Origin of the sequence: Uliginosibacterium flavum (assembly GCF_040566545.1) — a bacterium.
GTDB lineage: Bacteria > Pseudomonadota > Gammaproteobacteria > Burkholderiales > Rhodocyclaceae > Uliginosibacterium > Uliginosibacterium flavum.
Window position 1 is genome coordinate 1 of sequence record NZ_JBEWZI010000007.1, and the last position, 19,577, is coordinate 19,577.

Annotated in this window: 13 protein-coding genes; all 13 read right to left on the minus strand. The window is 55.5% G+C overall.

Translation table 11 applies throughout. From position 1 onward, the window contains the following. A partial coding sequence (locus ABXR19_RS07875; RefSeq protein WP_354600570.1) for a 2-dehydropantoate 2-reductase N-terminal domain-containing protein occupies positions 1-453 on the minus strand: 453 nt, incomplete at its 3' end. A gap of 18 nt (positions 454-471) precedes the next feature. Next, positions 472-1,359 carry a GDP-mannose 4,6-dehydratase gene (locus ABXR19_RS07880; protein ID WP_354600571.1) on the minus strand — a complete coding sequence of 296 codons (888 nt, stop codon included), beginning with the start codon at positions 1,357-1,359 and terminating at the stop codon, positions 472-474. A gap of 1 nt (position 1,360) precedes the next feature. Further along, positions 1,361-2,395, minus strand: a complete 1,035-nt coding sequence (gene gmd / locus ABXR19_RS07885) for a GDP-mannose 4,6-dehydratase (RefSeq protein WP_354600572.1) — start codon at positions 2,393-2,395, stop codon at positions 1,361-1,363. Between the two features lie 73 nt (positions 2,396-2,468). Beyond that, positions 2,469-4,535 (minus strand): ArnT family glycosyltransferase, encoded by a 2,067-nt coding sequence (locus tag ABXR19_RS07890; protein ID WP_354600573.1) that lies wholly within the window; start codon positions 4,533-4,535, stop codon positions 2,469-2,471. Positions 4,536-4,738: 203 nt separating this feature from the next. Next, positions 4,739-5,656, minus strand: a complete 918-nt coding sequence (locus tag ABXR19_RS07895; RefSeq protein WP_354600574.1) for a 3-hydroxyacyl-CoA dehydrogenase NAD-binding domain-containing protein — start codon at positions 5,654-5,656, stop codon at positions 4,739-4,741. Beyond that, entirely contained in the window at positions 5,631-6,443 is an 813-nt protein-coding gene (locus ABXR19_RS07900) for a PIG-L deacetylase family protein (protein ID WP_354600575.1), read from the minus strand. Before ABXR19_RS07900 ends, ABXR19_RS07895 begins: the two co-directional genes overlap by 26 nt. Continuing rightward, positions 6,443-7,291 carry a GNAT family N-acetyltransferase gene (locus ABXR19_RS07905; protein WP_354600576.1) on the minus strand — a complete coding sequence of 283 codons (849 nt, stop codon included), beginning with the start codon at positions 7,289-7,291 and terminating at the stop codon, positions 6,443-6,445. Before ABXR19_RS07905 ends, ABXR19_RS07900 begins: the two co-directional genes overlap by 1 nt. Further along, a complete protein-coding gene (locus ABXR19_RS07910) occupies positions 7,291-7,668 on the minus strand; it encodes a GtrA family protein (protein ID WP_354600577.1) in 378 nt (125 codons plus the stop codon). Before ABXR19_RS07910 ends, ABXR19_RS07905 begins: the two co-directional genes overlap by 1 nt. A gap of 10 nt (positions 7,669-7,678) precedes the next feature. After that, positions 7,679-8,662 (minus strand): glycosyltransferase family 2 protein, encoded by a 984-nt coding sequence (locus ABXR19_RS07915; protein ID WP_354600578.1) that lies wholly within the window; start codon positions 8,660-8,662, stop codon positions 7,679-7,681. 69 nt (positions 8,663-8,731) lie between these two features. Then, positions 8,732-9,589 carry a class I SAM-dependent methyltransferase gene (locus ABXR19_RS07920; protein WP_354600579.1) on the minus strand — a complete coding sequence of 286 codons (858 nt, stop codon included), beginning with the start codon at positions 9,587-9,589 and terminating at the stop codon, positions 8,732-8,734. A 127-nt stretch (positions 9,590-9,716) separates the two neighbouring features. Further along, positions 9,717-13,835 (minus strand): glycosyltransferase, encoded by a 4,119-nt coding sequence (locus ABXR19_RS07925; RefSeq protein WP_354600738.1) that lies wholly within the window; start codon positions 13,833-13,835, stop codon positions 9,717-9,719. Next, positions 13,756-17,427 (minus strand): glycosyltransferase family 4 protein, encoded by a 3,672-nt coding sequence (locus tag ABXR19_RS07930; RefSeq protein WP_354600580.1) that lies wholly within the window; start codon positions 17,425-17,427, stop codon positions 13,756-13,758. Before ABXR19_RS07930 ends, ABXR19_RS07925 begins: the two co-directional genes overlap by 80 nt. Next, entirely contained in the window at positions 17,424-19,550 is a 2,127-nt protein-coding gene (locus tag ABXR19_RS07935; RefSeq protein ID WP_354600581.1) for a glycosyltransferase family 4 protein, read from the minus strand. Before ABXR19_RS07935 ends, ABXR19_RS07930 begins: the two co-directional genes overlap by 4 nt. Positions 19,551-19,577: the final 27 nt, after the last annotated feature.

Below are 19,577 nucleotides of genomic sequence, written 5' to 3' on the forward strand. Positions count from 1 at the left end.
GGAGACGACGCTATACGGGACTTCAATGCCTCGCTTGGCAAGTTCGTCGGCAATCGCTTCACGCACCTTGTCGGCAGTGCCGACCGGTACGGTGCTCTTGTCTATAACCACCTTGTGGTCAGTCATGTAACGGCCGATATTGCGGGCAGCGGCAATTACATATTGCAGATCTGCTGATCCATCTTCGTCGGGCGGGGTGCCCACGGCGATGAACTGGACTGTCCCGAAGCGAACAGCTTCTTCCACATCGGTAGTGAAATGCAGTCTGCCGGCCGCGACATTGCGGACTACGACCTGATCAAGCCCTGGCTCGTGAATGGGAATGCCCCCATCTCTAAGAACGCGGACCTTTTCCGGGTTTACATCCAGACATAGCACGTCATTGCCCACCTCTGCCAGGCAAGCGCCTGAAACCAAGCCCACATAACCAGTGCCAACTACGGTGATTTTCATTAAATATCTTGTTTACTTTTACGCCAGAAACATCCAACCCAGCGTGTCACTCAAAGGAATCCCGCGCCAGTCGCCAAGCACGCCCTGCAAACGCTCCGCACTGCCGGTAAGTGTCTTGACTTCATTGGCGCGCACAAAGGCTGGGTTGACCTGCACATCAATACGATAGCCAGCAATCGCCTCCATCATTGCGATGACTTCGCGCAAGGAGGTGGCTTGGCCAGAGCAGACATTGAAGGTGCGCCCCACTGCTTTGGACTGAACGAGGCCACGATACGCGGCGGCAACGGCACGCACATCGCTGAAATCGCGCCAGACATCGAGATTGCCGAGCTCGATCTGCGGGGCACGGCGTTTGAAATGGCTGACGATCTTGGGTAGCAGGAAGTTTTCAGTCTGACCAACCCCTGTGTAGTTAAAGGGGCGGGCGATCACAATAGGCAGCTTGTCTTGCCACAGGCGTGCCATGTATTCCATGGCGAGCTTGCTGACGGCATAGTCGTTAGCAGGATCAGGCAAAGTGTCTTCGGTAATCACGGCGTCGGCCGAGTTGCCATATACGTTGGCGCTGCTGGCAAGCAGAATGCAATCGAGCTTCTTGGCGGTTTCCGCCAAGGCTGCGAGAAGGTTACGTGTGCCAACAAGGTTAACTCGGTAAAAAGCTTCGGCGTCGCCATGCCCTACAAAGGCAATGCCGGCGAGGTGAACAACGGCAGTTGGTTGCACAGCTTCGATGACAGCACGCAGGCCGGCGTGGTCAGCAAGATCAGCCTGGTGATAGTTGGTCAACGGGCTTGGGCCGGAGCCCAAGCCGTGCACTTCGTAGCCGGCGTGTTCAAGCTCGCGAGCCATGTAATGACCGGTAAAGCCGGCCAGGCCGGTGATGAGTGCGCGCGGAGCTGACATGTTAAAAAGAGAAGCCGGCCTGATTACGACGCAGATCGGCGTCCACCATCATCTGGCAGAGCTCTTCGAGCGTGGTCTTGGGTGCCCAGCCAAGAACGTCCTTCGCTTTGGCTGGATTGCCAATGAGCAGTTCGACTTCTGCAGGGCGATAGAACTTCGGATTGACGCGAACGAGGACTTTGCCAGTTTGGGCGCAGACACCTTGCTCGGCTTCGTCCTTGCCGCTCCAGTTGATCTGAATACCGACGGCTTTGAAGGCCATGGTAACGAAGTCACGCACGGTTTCGGTACGATTGGTGGCGAGCACGAAGGTGTCTGGTTCGGCAGCCTGGAGCATGCGCCACATGCCTTCCACGTATTCTTTGGCAAACCCCCAGTCACGCTTGGCGTCCATATTGCCGAGCTCAAGGACATCGAGCTTGTCGAGTTTGATCTTAGCCACCGAATCAGTGATCTTGCGCGTCACGAACTCACGGCCACGCAGCGGGGATTCGTGATTGAAGAGGATGCCGGAGCAGGCAAACATACCGTAGGATTCGCGGTAATTGATAGTCATCCAGTGGGCATAAAGCTTGGCGACGCCATAGGGGCTGCGCGGATAGAAAGGTGTACTTTCGATCTGAGGAATGGCTTGCACCTTACCGAACATTTCGGAAGTGGAGGCTTGGTAGAAGCGGATCTTGGGATTGACGATACGAATCGCCTCAAGCAGGTTCACTGCACCCACGCCAGTGATATCAGCGGTGGTGATAGGTTGCTCGAAGGACACGCCGACAAAGCTCTGCGCTGCAAGGTTGTAGACCTCAGTCGCACCACTTGCCTGCAACAGGCGGATGCTCGACGAGAGATCGGTCAGGTCATACTCGACTAGATGCAGATTGGGATGATCCTGAATACCGAGCTCCTCGATCCGCCAGAAATTGACGGAGCTGGTGCGGCGGAAGGTGCCGTACACCTCATAACCCTTTTCCAGCAACAGCTCGGCAAGATAAGCACCATCCTGACCCGAAATTCCCGTAACAACTGCTTTTTTCACACACCCTCCCTATTTCAGGCAATCGTCAAAAATAAACACTCAAAAATAAAAGCAAGTCAAACACAGCGCGCAATCAGCGATAGCTCAATTTCACAAGACCAATCCCCAGTTTTCGCTCGTCCCCGCTCATTCCCAAATCCTTTGCCGAAATGGGGTCTGGTATGACGATCTTGATCGAATCACTACCATCAGGATTGTCAAAGGCAAGAACAATTTCACTATCCGAATCCGACAACCTGAATTTACGAACACCACCACCGACAATCGCGCTGAATTCGCCATCACGATTGGGACCAAAAGCATGAGCGACGAGACGCAACTCAAACCTTTTCGGCAAAGGATCTGGAAACCGCAACTCAACCACATCGGAATCTGACCACACCCCCCACGCCTCACCCGACGAAAGACCAGACGCCCGAACCTGACTCATCCAGCCGGATGACGAAAAATCAACAACATGGAGAACGGGAAGCTTTAAAAGCGAAAACCCGACCATTGAAACAGCGGGAGAAAAATATTCTGGCAAGGCGTGTTCCCCGACGAGCAGAACCCACTCCATTCCAGCAGGCAGATCACCAGTCGCGACACCAGCACCTAGGGGAATGCTCTTCTGCCTGGCACCAGGATTGTCAAGATGAAAGAGGGATCGAAACACTCCGGCCGCGTCCGAGCCCACAACCACCGTCTTGGCTGCCTCATCTTTTGACAGATACTGCTTGGCAAACAAACCAGCCTTGTCATAAACATTAGCCACCAAAACATGGCGCTGTTCGTTTGCAACATTGTAGCAAGACGTCACAACAAATACCGGCAACGCAAGGCGCATATAGAGCCTGACACTCAAACCGTCACGAAACACCCACAAAATTAGAGAAATCAATAGCAATCCACCCGCGAATCGATAGGCTGCCAAACTGACAAGCACCCCTCTAACTTCAGGGCTGTCGACAATGGTTGGGACATAGGGCGTCAAATTTGAGTAGAGGGCATAGGCAGACAAAAAAACAAGCAGCCCAAAAAGCAAAAACTCCCAGATACGTCTAGAGAACTTATGCGCCACGCCAACGCCGCCGGCAGCAATAATGTAAAAAATAGGGAGTGCGAAATTGTAATACCGCATATGGAGGCGGTAGGGCGTCTCATACGGCCCTGAGTTGGCAACAGATGCAGTAAAAAAGGCTGTCACAACAACAAGATTCGCCACGACCATGAGCGCTAGAAACGAAACTTTCTCGAACTCAACTTGAGCAGAAACTCCGGACTCCAACACCTTGCTTCTTCTGAAGAGTGTGCCAGCCACCGCAGACAAAGCCATGCAAACTGGCAACCCATAGATGAGCGCCAGAACGAGGACGTGCCCCCACATGCTTTGCATGGCGAGCTGCGCAAGCTCTACATATCGACCAAAATTCGACGCGGCCGAACTTGCGACAGAACTGTACATCGGTCCAAACAAAGTTACCCCGGCCGCCCCTGCCAGAAAATAACCGAGAGTCAACTTGGTCAGAACTGCTGCGAAAACAAACACCCCCGCCGCATAAATGGGCCGCAGAGAAAACAACACTCCCCTCTGCCGAAATAAAAACAAGATATAAACCAATACAGCAGGCAGAAAGAAAATTGAATGCGGCTTGACAAGTGCTGTCAGCCCATAAACTGCTCCAACCCCAAACCAACGGAGTTTTGTTGCGTCAGCACCAAGCCCAAGCAAGGCCCAGACAAATACCCAGAATCCAAAAAAATAAAAACTTTCCGGCATGAAGTACGCCGTATAGCTATTCATCGGCCCAACAAGCGTCAGAAACGCCACAAAAATAGAAAGGGCATGCCCCGCTACACGCCGGGTGGCCAGGTAAACAAACGGAGCAGCCAGGATAAAAAGCACGACATTAATAACTCTGGCGCACCCCAAAAATCCGTCGCCGCAATAATTGGTCACGCTGTAAACCTTGAAATACAGAAAGTCAGGGACAAATGCTTCGCTCAACGGCATCAGCCTGGCAAGCATGCTGTAACTGTATTCATCAGCAAACACCAGCGGATACAAACCGATGTTATGAAAAATCAGAAACACCCCGACCGCAGCAAGCAGGACACATCCAACGTAATTAAGGACCAGGTCTTTTTTAAAATCAATCATATTAAACAACAATTGAGTACCTCGAATAACCCAGAATTTCCGAGAAGTTCATCAAGCAAAGCAGATCCGGGCCTGATGTCTGTTCACATTTCCGCGAGACCGCCTGATCCCGTCGACCTTGCCATCTCAACCTTGAGGCCGGCCTGACCGGGATCAACGACTCAGGCAACCTGCCATCTGTAGAGACTTTTTTACAACTTTAATCAAAACGCTACGCGTTGGATTGGGGTTTTCGAAGCCTCCTCATAACTAAAAACCCCGCGAAAGACCTTTCTACCCAGCATCCCCGCGTCAACGAATTCACGCAACAACGGGGCGGCTCGATATTTTGAGTCTCCCGTCTGTTCGAGCAACACATCCATGATTGAAAGCAACACATCCAGACCGATCAGATCGGCCAGTCCAAGAGGGCCAATGGGATGATTACATCCAAGCTTCATCCCCTGATCAATCTCTTCAGCAGAAGCAACCCCTTGACCAAGAATAAAAAAGGCCTCATTGATCATTGGACACAGCATGCGGTTGACTACGAAACCGGGCGAGTTCTGCACAACGATAGGCACTTTGCCTACTTTTTCAATTAGCCGTACTGCGCCTTCCTTGATAGTCGGCGAAGTATGCACTCCCACCACCAACTCGACCAATGACATTAGCGGTGCGGGATTGAAAAAATGAAGCCCCACAAGCCTGCTAGGATCTGAAAGAAAGCAGGCTAGACGCGTAATGGAAATCGACGATGTATTTGTCCCGACAAGCGCGTCCGGACGCAGGTAATTGTCACAAGCCTCCAGAACAGTCTTCTTGACTTCTATCGACTCTGGAACAGCTTCAATAACAACACCAGCCTCCGCTATCGCCTCCCAGTGATTAACAAACTTCACGCGGCTTAAAGCCCCCTCTGCGGCCCCCTGCTCGACAATGCCCTTCTTGCACAGTCTCTCCAAGCTAGAGCGGATGGACGCAAGAGCACCGTTCTTTGATCGCTCAGATGTCGCATAAAGACTCACATCATAACCAGACAAGGAAAACACCTGGGCAATACCAGCCCCCATCGTGCCCGCACCTACAATAACCACCTTGTTGTTATCTGACAATTTATTTTCCAGATTCAGATAAAGCATCTAAAGAGCCTGACGGCCTCCACTCCCGTGTAAAACGGGAAATTTTCGGGCCCAGCACATCCCACCTAGCGAACCCACGCCTCTCGTAATAGAGGGGGCCTGCATGAGGAGGCTCATGAACCCTAAAAATTTCCGTTTCCTGCAGCGCTAGGTGATCATTACGGATATAACGCCACACTAATGCGGGAAAAAGTCCAATCCATGATCGCCACTGCGAGCGGTACTGAAAACATAGCGCGAGAAAACAAACCCGTCTCCAGGCAGAAACATCTCTGAAACAACACGGCCCATTCTCTGGCAGTGGTGAAATTATCCTAAACATTCCACCTGGAACGCCACGACCATTATAAAGGGGATACTGTAATATTTTTACTGCACGGTTCAGTCGGACAGCGACCGACAAGACCAACGCGTGCACCGAGTCATGATCAGGATGCCCTCCCTCCCAGGCAGGAATGAAGATTTCGCTAATCTCCTCATGCGAAACCAAGAAGTCATGCAACCAGTCCGCGATGACGCCCATCCTATCGCTGACACGGCAGTCCACGACACCGAGATTTTCGCCAACAAACAAAATTCTGTCATCGCCAACCCCAAGTCGCCTCAAAACCCGCATTGATTCCGAATTTCTGATCGCCGTGGCTCCTGAGCCACATGGACTGCACGTCAAGAAAACACACAACGGAACAACACCATCCTCGCCGCAGTTTTCCAGCAAATCAAAAACAGCAAACTCATCATCCTGATGAGGAAATAAAAACAATCGCGCAGCAATGATACTCATCATCAATACGCATCAAAATCAATGAAAGTAAAAAAAACCGACCCTTTTTCTATCTTACGGCCACACCCGGTCAAATCCCTGTAGATAAAATTCAAGGGTGAAGGCCTTAGCTTGTCGGGGATGTCAAAATAAAGAGGCTTTCTATCCAATTCGCTCGGCAGCAATCCAAGAAACAACCTCAAGGGACTTTCCAAACCAGAGCAACTCGCGACAAAATCCTCTGAAAAAGGCAGTTCAGCCTGTACAGGCAGCCAACGCCCCTTGGTATTTCCGCGAACGATCAAGCCACTTTCTGTTGAAGAGCAACGAAGTAGGCTTATCGGGTTTTCGACTCTCCAAGTCAGAGCCTCCTTGTCCCACGCGCGGAAGAAGTGCGACTTTGAATGAACTTCATTCAACCCGTCTACCATCTCACCCATAAAAATTCGGGCCAACAAAGGCTCAAGCAAGGAGAAGCCAAGCTTCCGCACAAACCCGGGCGTGCTGTTTGCATTAGCAACGCCATAGACAAAAGAAAATCCCGCCTCAGCCGCCGCCCGGTAAGTAAGTTCTGCGAGCTTTACAAAAAGCCCGCGTCCCTGGTAGTCGGGGTGCGTTGCCGTATTAAGTGAAAGCAACGCACGCGCCCTCCTACCCAGATAGCTAATTTCTGTCGGGATACAAGCGTAATGAGCAACGAGTTTTTCGCCTTCATATGCATCAAAACCGAACACAACGCCTGCGGGGTTCTTTTTGTACAGCCAGCAAAGAGAATCCGGATGAAATTTAGGCTGCGATCCGAATGCAGCATAAAATAGCTCCTGGTATCGCTGAAGACTTCCTCGCTCAACACAAATAGGTTTTATGTTCATCAGTCCCGGAACACCCATACTTTGCTTAAAAAATAGCCATTACCCGCAACCACCGGCAGAGAAAAGATTTTCCCAAGCAAGACATTGCCAAAAAATTCACTTGAGAATGCAACACAAAGCATGGTCAGCAAGTAATTGACTGCCACAACAACCATGAATTTCAGAGCTCCTTTTTTTTCCAGCGATCTTTGAAAAGTAACCTTTGCGTGACCCAAGTAGTTGGCGAACAACCCCGCCAAGAACCCGGCAGTAACAGCAAAAGGATAATCGAAGGACCAATGAAGCAAGGCTTGCATCGTGAGAATGTCGATGGCTGCACACACCATGCCGACGCATACAAAGATAAAGAATCGCCTTGCAGAAGGCATATCAGACATCACCATCCAATCAAGGCAGGACTTTATGACACACCTGTTTGGGAGTCGATGCGATGTCATACGCCAGAAATGAAAGCAGCAACTGCCCGCCCATCAGTACCGGCAGCGCAGCGACCATCACAGTCCCGGCAGGCGTTTGTAATCCACCGACATAGGACTCATACCAATGAAACGCACCGAACAGAACTCCGAACACAAAAAGGCTGGCACCAAACGGCAGTTCAACTGAAGCCACCGACAGGTCACGCAGGTAGTAATTGTAGAAAATCCTCTTAAAAAAGTTCCGGCAGTGCTTGAACATAAACTCACCAACAATTTTTCCAATCTTCAACCCGCTGACTTCATCGGCATAACGCGCCGCCATGGGAACATCCATAACAACAGCCCTGAAAGTATTTAGACGAAACAACATGTCTGTCTCAAAAAAATACCTGCTGCTGATTTTGTCGAAGGGGAGTTGCTTGGCAACTTTCGCATGGATCGCTGTATAGCCATTGGTGGGATCGAAGTTATTCCAGTACCCGGACGACAGCTTGCACATGAATGACAAGACCGCGTTGCCGAACAAGCGTATTTTCGGCATAGAACGAACGGCCTCAAGATCGAAAAACCGGTTACCCTTGGTGTAGTCCGCCACCCCCTCCAGAATCGGCGCCACGAAAATCGGAATCAATGCCGGATCCATCTGGCCGTCGCCGTCGACCTTGACGATCACCGACGCACCATCGCAGATTGCAGCGCGATAGCCCGCCATCACCGCCCCACCCACCCCCATGTTCTCCTCATTGAAGAGCACATGAACCCGCGGATCCTTCGCGTTTTCCCGAACGAATTCACCGGAGCCTTCGGGGCAGGCATCGTCCACCACATAGATGCGCCAAACTTTCGGAGGGATGGCCTCAATCACATCAAGAATGTGGCGTGTTACCCGATACGACGGAATCACGACTGCAACGCGCTCACCGTTATTTTTGTCTGAGACCATGGAATCCATTTGCAAAACCTTGTAACCCGCCACCACTTTTGATTTTTGAATACACCAAACCGCCCTGCATCCGGCGTTTCACTCAAATTGCTTCGCAGATAGCCGGAAAGCTCCGACAATCGTATTTCTAAGCAATGCATGATTTTTCTTATTTTCAGCTAAAAACTCAACAACCTGTTCACTTGCACCGAGTCGCCAGTTTGCTGCATCGTTCATGCCATAAAAATATTCAGCCACAAACCCTGCCGACTCGAACAACTCACGCACTTCTACCGGCGTCCACTCCCGATTGTGGCGATCAGTGCCTCCGTAAAAAATCTTCGTTGGCCAGAAAATATTCTTACCAGTCGCCAGAGCGAGAATATTACTCAGATTGCAGACGTTTGGCGTAGAAAACAAAACCACTCCGCCGGGTTTCAAAACCCGCCGGAATTCCGGCAGTAACTCTTCCGGCCGCTTGGTAGCGATGTGCTCAAGCACCTCTGTAAACACAATTCCATCGAAACTTTGGTCCGCGTAAGGCAGCGCCTGTTTCTCGATATCACAAGCGATGACTTTGAATCGCTCCAGGCAGCCGGAGTCCGGATACTGATCATTGTAAAGATCATTCAGATTGAGTCCCGTCACGTCATAACCCCACCTGTGCAGGGCCTCGGCCAAGTAGCCCGGCGCGTTACCAATATCCAGCAGGCGACTGCCACGTGGCAACAGATCCATCGCGAGTTGCACAGCATGGGCAAACCTCTCGCTCGAAGTCTTGAAGAAAACAGAATCAGCGACAACTCCTAGCTCGGCAGCAAGCGATTCGATCACCTCAGAAGCATTAACGGTATTCAAGTTCTCAGGCTTGGGAGGTAAACCAATGGCACCCTCGTCAAACGCATCGAGGATTGCATGAAGGACAGCATGATTTTTACGACCCGCATCTATTTTCATAAAAACAATCCCCAATCAAAAGCCGTTCCAGACGAAGAACACAAAAAATCGCACATTGAAAACATCCTCACGAATCACTCAGGCTGCCCAAACGCCACTAGCCTGAATCTGGCTCAGGATTCCAAAGTTATTTGTATGACAGAAACTTCCAAGCTACATTGTCCCAGCCGTTCTCTCGGGCATAGGCAACAGCGGCGTGGGCGAGTCTTTCATACTGCTCCGGCGCGCGAAGCAAGGCGACGATGGCATCAGCGAGATGCTGGCTGTCGGCCGTACTGGTGATTGCAACCCCCCGTATGCCATCGAAGACTTCGGCCTCGGAGACTACCACGGGCAGCCCAACGGAAAGCGCATCAGCCGCTGAGGCGCTTGCCCCTTCATCACTCAAGTCGTAGGGAAACACTGCCAGATCGGCCTTGGCGACTTCCTGCAGCACCGCGGCCTTTTCTAGGAAGTCCGTATGCATGAGTACGTCATCCTGCAAGCGGAGCTCCCGAATTGCCGTTAGGCAGCTCTTCAGTTCTTCCTGCGAGTCTTCGCTGGGATATACCGGGCTCTGCACAACCAGCTTCGCACCAGGGAAGGCCTCAATGACGGCGGGCATGGCAGCGATCAGACGCCCCCCCCCTTTGTGCCTGCGCAGATAGCCGTTGGTGACAATGACGGGGGGCTGCTTGCGCCAATCCCGCCCCAAGATGCTTCGTTCGACCAACGGGTCGTATCTGTCGATCCCAAGCGGGGTGAATTGCAGGCACACCCCGTCTTTTCGCGCCACATCCACTTCGGTTTCCCGGTGAGAAAAAACCGGGACGCGGAACTCGTTGAGCGCCTTGAATGCCGACATGCACCTCGGGATGTAGTTGTGACTCACCACGGTCACCCGCAACCTCGCCGCAATGCAGGCCCTGACAAAATCCAGCAGAACTTCTGGGGAATAGTAGGCCCAGTGGTACTGAATGACGACATGGGTCGCTCCCCAGTCTTTCAATGAATCGACCACATCGGGTTTGATGTGGCTACCGGTCCAGTGATGGTTGTCGAAGAACCAGGCCTGCCTGGCCGGAACGCCAGCCGGCATACTATCGACCGAGTTCACGGCACTTTCGCAATTCAATATGAGGTTTTCAATTCCATTGCGGTCGTATTCCTCAATGATGCGCTTGGTGTACTCACCGATCCCGCATTTGATGCCGGTGGTCGTAAGGTGCGCCACCTTTAATTCGTTGTTTTTGGCATTTTTTATGATGCTTTCAGCGCTGACCGATTCGCGCACATTGCTGCGCGGCTGGGCCGGGTGAAACACGCGCACATTGCTGGCGTAGGGCAGCTTGCCGAGTGCCTGCATCCGCCAGCCCAGATCGGAGTCTTCGCGAAAATGCGGGCGGTCGAATTGCAGGTCGAAGCCGCCGAGCTGCTGGAAGGCGGCTGAGCGCACGAAAAGGTTGGCGGTCATGAAGCCGATGCCTTCGAATCCCACGTTCGTGACCGGACGCCAGTCCGGATCGCCCCAATCACGATCCGAATGGATCAGGCCTTCCACACCTACTACCGCCGGGTCGGCAAAATAGGGGCGCGTGTTCAGCAGCCAGTCTTCGGCCGGCTGACAATCATCATCGACAAAGGCGATGATTTTCCCCTGAGCGAGCATGGCGCCCGTGTTGCGCGCCCGCACCGCGCCCTTGACCGGGCTGTGGTGATAGGTGAGCGGAAAACCGTGGCTACGCTCGGCGCCCGGCCAGCGCAGGGCACTCTGGTCCACCAGCACCACCTCAAAATCGCGCTCGATCTGCTTTTGCAGATGCGCAATCAGGGCTTCCAGCTGATCGTGGCGCTCATAGGTGGGCACGACGACCGAAAACAGCGGCTGTGACTGACCCGCCAGGCGCTGGCGCGCCTTGATAAAGTCGCCCAGCTGGGCCGAAATGCGCTCCCACGCATACCCCTCCTCCACGCACAGTCGTGCCTCGCTCCCCATCAGACCACGCAGGTCCGCATCCTGCAGCTGGCCGATGGCGGTAGCGAAGGCATCGGCCCGCGGATCGGCCACCCGCATGGCGCGCCGCCCGCCGGTGTCGATGCCACGCGCGCCGATGGCTGTGCTCACCACCGGCAGGCCCATGGCCATGAAGTCGAACATCTTGATGTTGGTGCCCGAGCCCGAGAGCATCGGGTTGATGGCGATGTCACTTGCGTAGAGCCAGCTGATTTTGTCGGCCTCATCGAGCGGGCCAGTAATGCGCACATTGGGCAGATCCGACTGCATTTCCTTGCCCACGCCACCGGCGATGACGAACACCACCTGCGGCATGGCCGGCGCCAGTTGCCGGACGATGAAGTCGGCCGCCTGATTGTTGGGGCCGTAAGCGCTGCCGATGAAGATAGCGAGAAAGTCAGCAGCCGCCACGCCCAGCGCCCGGCGCGCCTCGAAACGCCGCTCTGACGTGGCCGGCGGGTCGCGGAAGGCCATCACGCCGTTGGGCACCACGCGCATCTTTTCCAGCGGGAAGCCGTAGGTCTCATGAAAGCGCAGCAGGTCTTCGTGCGAGCAGGCAATGATCCAGTCTGCCCCGTGGCCCAGCGCGGCTTCGTCGTCCGCCACGCGCTGGAGCAGGTCGGCCTCGACCGGGTTGCTCTGGTCGAGCAGCTGGGCGCGCAGATGGCTCTCGACATTTTGTGCGTCGTAGATCAGCACCTGGCCTGGTCGCAGGCGATCCTTGACGAGGGGATACACCCAGGGGTGGGAAAAGATGGCCACGTCTGCGTGTGCCAGCTGCTCATGTGCTACGGCCATGAACTCAGGGGAGAGCTGTGCCTGCTGGCTGAAAGCGAGGTCGATCAGCACCTTGCCGCCCGCCTGCGCGGCCAGTGCCGCCGCCGCCGCATGGTGGGCTTCGCTCAAGGGCACATCAATCTCGCGCAAGGTCGAGCTGAGCATGTGCGAGCGGAATTTCTCACCTGGCCAGTCGTAGGTGCCCACATAGGTGCACGGGGCGTTTTCACCCAGATTATGATAGAGCCCGAGCAGGCGCAGTCGGCCACCACCCACGGGCGGATCGATGGGTTGCATGTCCAGGACGGTCACACCGGTGGCCTTCGGCATCGCCGCCACACCAGGATTCAGGCCCGCAATAGCTAGCGAACGCGCGGTTTCGGCCCAGGACATGCCCTTGAGCATTTGCTGCGCTTGCTGCCCCATGTTCGCCGCACGCTCACGATTATTCCAGAACCATTCCAGGCCACGCCTGATATCTTCAGGCTCTGGTTCCGCAATCAGGCCCGTTTCAAACGGACGCACAAACTGCACGGGCTCGCCGGAATCACTGCAGGTGAGTACAGGCTTGCCACTGGCAAAGGCCTCCAGCGTGATGTAGCCGTAATCCTCACGCAAGGGCACGAAGGGGACAGCCAGGCAGTCGGCATACAAGGCCGTCAAGCGTTCGTCATCAATACGGCCGAGAAACTCGATGCGGCTATCGTCGCCAGCCAGGGCCCGCAGATCGGCTTCAGCCTCCCCTACCCCGGCGAGCAGCAGCCTCATTGGCAAACGGGAGCTTTTTATGGCCTTGATGACAAGATCCACCCTCTTCCATGAGTGCAAACGGCCGGGCAAGAAAAAATAATCACCGCACTGACCTGCCCTGAAGTTATTGAATGCCAGCGGCGGGTGAATGACATCACAGGAAAGCCCACGCCAGCGGTAAAGCCGCCGGGCCACTTCGTGACCTATTGCAAACCGGGCTTTGATGCTTGAAATGGCGTCAAAGTCGATGCGATGCAACTCTGCTCGCTGCTTGTAGTGCGTATCAAGCAATGGCTTGAATACCGTATCGAACATGTCATCAAACACACGAACCGTGTGCACGAGATAGAGCACATGGTTGGGGTGCTTGACGGCATAGGTGGGGACTTTGCTGGATACAACCAGATCGAAAGATGAGAGGTCCAGCGCAGCACACTTCCGGTAGTTGGACACAATAGTGTCGAAGTCCGGCTCATCGGCATCAATAGCGATCAGTTCCGCTTGGCAACCGATTTCAAGAAATCCCGCAAGCAAGCCTGCATAAAAACGCTCAGCCCCTCCCGTAACCCCCGTCGTTGGACCCGCGGTGAGAATGGCAACGCGCTTTCCCTGAAAATCCTTTGACACAATTTCGCCCCTGTTAGAATTATTCACTTCTGCTATCCACATCCAGCATCGCCAGCGCCCGCCGAGCCGACGCCTGCCAACTGACGCACTCAATACCATCAGACCGAGGATGACGGCCTTCCGCGAACAGAGCCAGCCAGTCGGAAACAGCTTCGGCAAGCCGGGCTGCACTCTGACCCGCAAAGTAATGCGCGTGAGCGCCACAGACCTCCCGGAACACCGGAATGTCGCGGGCGATGATGGGCACTCCGCGCTGGGCGGCCTCAATCAGCGGCAGGCCATAGCCTTCGCCATAGGATGCGGCGATCAGACAGGTGGATGCCTGGTAGATATTTTCCAGATACTCGTCGCTGACGCCCTGCAGCCAGAAAATTCGCCGGTTCAGCTCGGGGTGGCTCTGCAGGCAGGCCGCCAGCGGCTCCACCATCCAGCCCCGCTTGCCCACGATTACCAGATTGAGGTCGTGCCCCTCACGCCATAGCTGCTCAAACGCGAAGAGCACGGCCTCATGCCCCTTGCGCGGCTCCAGTGTGCCTACCATCAGGAAGGAGGAGCGCTCGCCCAAGCGGGCCAGCACCTCGGCCGCACCCTCCGGAAGGCCCTGGGACTGGCGGGCTGGCATGATGTCCGCACCGAGAGGCGACGAACCTATGCGGAAGCGCCGGTAGCGTTGCGAATGGTGCTCCCCGACCCACTGCTTCAGGTCGTTTGCTACGGTTTCGGAGATGCAGATGGCGCCGTCGCTTTCTGCCACCACCTCAAGCCAATCCGCAAACTCCTGCTTGTTTCCGGCGGGGAAAAATTGGGGCATGCGAACGCACAGAAGATCATAGACCATGAACTGCACCTGTACGCCCTGGCGACGCATAGCTTGGTAGGCTGCGCGTTGCGCCACATGGACTTGCGGTTGCAGGTCGAGCGCGAAAAACACGTCGCCCGGCGCATAGATGACCCGGTCGTCCTGGAGGCGCGACGCCCCCCCCCTCAGAAAGCGCTGCGTAAATTGCCGTGCATAGCGATAAACATGCTCGGTTGTCGCATACACAGGCTCGACCCGGAACCCCTCGGGCGGATGGCTCAGCCATTCCTTGAGGATGCTGCGCACCACGCGCTGAATGCCCGTTGCAGCGTCTCTTTCAACAAGCTCGGAGATATCGACCAGAAGCTGCCGGCACGGGTAGTTGTGATTGGTCAGTGCCTGCTTGAGCTTTTCGGTGCTTTCCTGCCAGGTCAGCCAGACCAACGGAGCACGTGGCAGCGACGAGAGCTGCGCGGCATGGGCCAGCCAGACCGAGATGGCCTGCACCAGATCGCTCGCAGCAAGCCCGGTGAAATAGTCGGCATAGTCGCCGGCCACCTCGCGAAACACAGGGATATCGCGCGCGATAACAGGCTTTCCGTAGCGAGCAGCCTCGATCAACGACAAGCCAAAACCCTCATTGAGGCTAGCCGCAATCAGGCAGCTGCTGGACTCATAGACTTTCCCCAGGTATTCGTCGCTGATGCCTTCGAACCAGAACAGGCGTTGCCCCAGCTCCTGATGCACGCGGATCTTCTCCGCCAGAACATCAATATTCCAGCCCTGCTTGCCAACAAAAACAAGATTGGCCTCCACGCCCTGCTGCCACAGCAGTTCAAAAGCATCGAGCACCTGCTGCTGACCCTTTCTAGGCTCCAGCGTGGACACGCACAGGAAACAGGGGCGGCGGCGCAGTTGCTCCAGCACCAGAGCGCTGTTTTCCGGCAAGCCCTGAGAGGGGCATGAGCCCTCGATATCCCCGCCAATGTGCACCCAGGTGCTCTGAAAATTCGGTGCGGTCGCTATTCCGTGCTCCACGACCCAGGCGTCGAGCGCCTCCTGCGTTGCCCTGGATATGCAGATCGCGCCATCGGTTGAGGCCACCAGGGTCATCAACTGCTCATGCAGCGCGCTGGCGTCGGAATCCTTGAACAGGTCGGCCAGTTGAATCGGCAACAGATCGTAGACCAGGAATTTGACCGTCACGCCATGTGCGCGCAAATGCGCAAAGAAATTTGCATGCGCCAGTTGAACGTGATGCTGAAGATCGAGGCAAAAAAAGATGTCGCCGCGTCCATACAAGACCGGCTCATCAATAAGCGCCTCCGCTGGCTGGCCGAGAAAACGCCGAACAAACTGCCGGGCATACCGGTAGCCGGCGTCGCGTGTCGCATAAACTGGCTCAACCCGGAAACCCGCTGGCGGATGCGCCAGCAGGCCTTGCAAGTAGCTTCGGACAACGCGCTGCACTCCGGTAGCCGAATCGCGCTGGCACAGTTCGGACACGTCAACCAGCAACTGTCGCTCGATGCCAGCCTGCCGGTTGAGCGCCAGACAGTTCCCTAGGGCATCGCCCTGGAAATCATCTGGATTGCCCCGTGCACGCGCCAAGGCTTCCAGCGCATGGGTGTGGCCAAAGGAAGATAGCGCCTGCCCTGCAGCCACCTCTCGCTGAAGGTGCAGTTCTTCCCAGGCAGACAGCGCACGCCGACCGGTCTCGTCCCATGAGAACAAGGGCGCACGACGCAGGCCATTGTCGATCAGCGCAGCGCGAAAATTTTCATCGGCCAGCGCATGGAGCATCTTCTGCATGATCTCTGGCGCGCTGAACGGGTCAAAGAGGGCTTCGTCCCACTTGATGACTTCCGGTACGCTAGTCGTATTTGCGCCAATCACTGGGGCTCCACAAGCCATGGCCTCCAGTGCTGGCAGGCCAAAGCCCTCGTCCCATGACGGGAACACATACAGGCGACACGCATAATACAGATGGATCAGTTCGTCATCAGTCACATAGCCGGTAAAAAGCACGTCGCCGGGCTGCAGCCCAAGGGACAACGCGTGCTCACGCAACGGCGCGACATTGCCCTCCGGCATTTTGCCCGCCAGCACCAACTGATGCTGTGAGCGTACATCGCCAGGCAAAAGGGCGAAGGCTTCGATCAGCCGGAAAAGATTCTTCCGGGAATCAGCCCCCCCGGAGTAAAAAACGAACGGGCGCTCCAGCCCGATCCTGCCACGCAAACCGGACAGCACCGACGGATCTTCCTGACCAGGGCAAAAGGCAGGCTCTACCGCACTCGAAACGTTGACGACCCGGTGCTGCGGCCAGTGAAGGTTGTCAAGCGCCTCTTGCCGGGCTGACTCCGAGATTGCCAGCAAGAGGCTGGCGCGCTCCAAGGACGCCAGCTTTCTCTTGTAATGCAGCTCATATGGCCAGTTAGCCTTCAGGTAATGTTCCGGATTCCGGAACGGAATCAGATCGTAAAACGCTACCGACACTGGAACAGATCGATCAAACCGACCAATGCTGCCCACCGCATCATCGCTATAACCCTCAAACAGGCTGGTGACGTGCACCAGGTCGGGATGAAGGCTGGCGATAAAAGCTTCGCGCATGTACTCCGCAAATTCACGGCGCCGATCGTTTCCATCCCACATGTCTGACACCGGGCCAGGGACATGCCAGACACGGATATTTTCAGGGGGTAACAATCCGGCCAATTCGAGGCGGATCGGCTCGATCGTCTCGGGAAACAGTCCGTTGAGCACGACGAAAACCTCGTGTTCCCCGCGATTACGCAGAACAGCCTTGGTAAACGACATCGCATAGCGGCCGATTCCGCGAAAACGACTTCCCGTCTGTGCGCCCTGAAGGTCAATCACTATTCTCATTGCAAAACCTGCTGTTCCTTATCCTTGATCGCAAGCCCCCTCAGGGCCAACCCCAACTCCCGTGGATCCGCGCAGCGAACTACCGAATCAACGGGCGTCACCTCGAAAACAATCTGCGAGCGCCCTCCAGGGGTTGCGGGGTGCAGCCGAATGCTCGCATGCGACCACTCTGTCCCCACCTCAAGCTCGCTCCACAACAAAACCCCATCAACCACCACGCTCACGCGCGAGGGCTGAGCCGCGCGCCAGTCAAAGCTCAGAAGCCCGGAGAGGTCGCAGAGCAACGCTGCCCGTCGTCGGCTCCAGACGAATAGCCCGGAACCGTCTTCTTCAGCGCGATGCCACCCCTGACCTTGCAAGCCCAGCAACTCAAACAGCATTCCTGCCGCCCGCATTTCTTCCTCGCCCGTCAGGAACCGGACTTCCCTGAGCATGACGCCCAAGCTGCGTGGATCGCCGGAGGCCTGCTCAAGCTCCAAGGGCTGCACCTCGAATTCGACCCGTGGGCGCTGCTCACCTGGGCCGAGCGGTGCGGCCAACACCATCGACGAAAACTCCGTCCCCACTTCAAGATCCGGCCACACAAACTCGCCATTCACTTTGACCGCCACCTTCGAGCGCTGCGGTGCGCACCAGTCAAAAACAAGCACACCAGATTGCTCACAAATCAACGCAGCCTTTTTCTGGCTCCAGATGAACGGCCCGACACCGTCTTCCTCAGCGCGGAACCACCCCTGACCTTGCAAGCCCATCAGCTCAAACAACATCCCTGCCGCCCGCATTTCTTCCTCGCCCGTCAGGAACCGGACATCCCTGAGCATGACGCCCAGACTGCGCGGATCGGCGGAGGACTGCTCACGCTCCAGGGGCTGCACCTCGAATTCGACCTGCGGGCGCTGCTCACCAGGGCCAAGCGGTGCGGCCAACACCATCGACGAAAAATCCGTCCCCACTTCAAGATCCGGCCACACAAGCTCGCCGTTCACTTTAACCGCCACCTTCGAGCGCTGCGGTGAGCACCAGTCAAATTTCAAGAATCCCGACCGATCGCACACGATTCCGGCGACACGCTTGCTCCAAACGTACCTTCCCAGAAGGGGATCGAAGGCCGATAAATAAAAACCGCGTGCGGAGAGTGCATGGCCGAAAACATCCCGGTTCAGATACACATCAAGCAAGCGCTCAACAACCACGGGCCAAGTGAATTTCTCCCGGACGAGATCGCGGGCAGCATCGGAGTCCGGGCGAGCCAGCCCGCGCCGAAGCCCTTCGACAATGGAGTCCACCGACATTGGCGCAACATAGACAGCGCTGGTCTGAAAATACTCCTGAGTGCAACCGACCTCGGTAACCAGCACTCTGGCACCCACGCACGCGGCCTCCAGCGCGGCAAGCCCTGGAGTTTCCAGAGTGCTCGGCAAAGCAAAGATACTGCACGCAGCATAGGCCGAGCGCAGCACATCAGAATCGTGTGGCAAGGCCGGAATGTAGGTCAGGCAGCCTCGGCCAAGCTCCATGCATTGCTCGAAATACCCTTGGTCGCGGACGCCTCCTATCATCACCAGTTTCATCCCGAGCCGTTTCACGGCCTCGATCAGGCGAAGCTGGTTTTTCCGGGGTTCGACATTGGCCACATTCAGCACGAAATCGCCACGAACACCTGAGAACGACCGGAAAACTTCCGGATCCGTTGGCCGCATGAAGGACAGGTCCACGCCGTTGTAGACGGTGGCAAACTTGTGCCTTGGCACTGAAAAGGTGCCAGCCAACAAATCGCACTCCATATCAGAATTGCAGACGATGCGAGCGGCCATGCTGAGCATCTGGCCGATCTGCGCCATCGGGTAGCCCGTCGCCCCCTCTTCGATCCACAGCGTCGGCGAGAGAATGATCGACATGCCTCGACGGTAGAGTTCATCAATAAAAATCTCGGAGCCTCGATAGCAGGAGAAATAATGAAAAACGTCAACACCGCCGAGGCTCGGCTTCCAGGGATCAAAGAAGGTCACATCAACTCCGAGCGCCGCCAAATGCTTGCGGTATTGGAGAATCTGAATCTCGCCCCCTCCCGGAGTTTCGAAAGCCGTCGGATAAGTAGCGTAGGTAATTGCCAGGTCAGTCATGGGAAAAATTCCCGCATAAAGGTCGGC

What these genes read in the sequence shown, in the direction of transcription:
- ABXR19_RS07905 (WP_354600576.1), bottom strand. Translation starts at nt 7,291, where the DNA reads ATGAACATAAAACCTATTTGTGTTGAGCGAGGAAGTCTTCAGCGATAC.
- ABXR19_RS07890 (WP_354600573.1), bottom strand. Translation starts at nt 4,535, where the DNA reads ATGATTGATTTTAAAAAAGACCTGGTCCTTAATTACGTTGGATGTGTC.
- ABXR19_RS07935 (WP_354600581.1), bottom strand. Translation starts at nt 19,550, where the DNA reads ATGACTGACCTGGCAATTACCTACGCTACTTATCCGACGGCTTTCGAA.
- ABXR19_RS07915 (WP_354600578.1), bottom strand. Translation starts at nt 8,662, where the DNA reads ATGGATTCCATGGTCTCAGACAAAAATAACGGTGAGCGCGTTGCAGTC.
- ABXR19_RS07920 (WP_354600579.1), bottom strand. Translation starts at nt 9,589, where the DNA reads ATGAAAATAGATGCGGGTCGTAAAAATCATGCTGTCCTTCATGCAATC.
- ABXR19_RS07925 (WP_354600738.1), bottom strand. Translation starts at nt 13,835, where the DNA reads ATGGTATTGAGTGCGTCAGTTGGCAGGCGTCGGCTCGGCGGGCGCTGG.
- ABXR19_RS07880 (WP_354600571.1), bottom strand. Translation starts at nt 1,359, where the DNA reads ATGTCAGCTCCGCGCGCACTCATCACCGGCCTGGCCGGCTTTACCGGT.
- ABXR19_RS07930 (WP_354600580.1), bottom strand. Translation starts at nt 17,427, where the DNA reads ATGAGAATAGTGATTGACCTTCAGGGCGCACAGACGGGAAGTCGTTTT.
- ABXR19_RS07910 (WP_354600577.1), bottom strand. Translation starts at nt 7,668, where the DNA reads ATGTCTGATATGCCTTCTGCAAGGCGATTCTTTATCTTTGTATGCGTC.
- ABXR19_RS07900 (WP_354600575.1), bottom strand. Translation starts at nt 6,443, where the DNA reads ATGATGAGTATCATTGCTGCGCGATTGTTTTTATTTCCTCATCAGGAT.
- ABXR19_RS07895 (WP_354600574.1), bottom strand. Translation starts at nt 5,656, where the DNA reads ATGCTTTATCTGAATCTGGAAAATAAATTGTCAGATAACAACAAGGTG.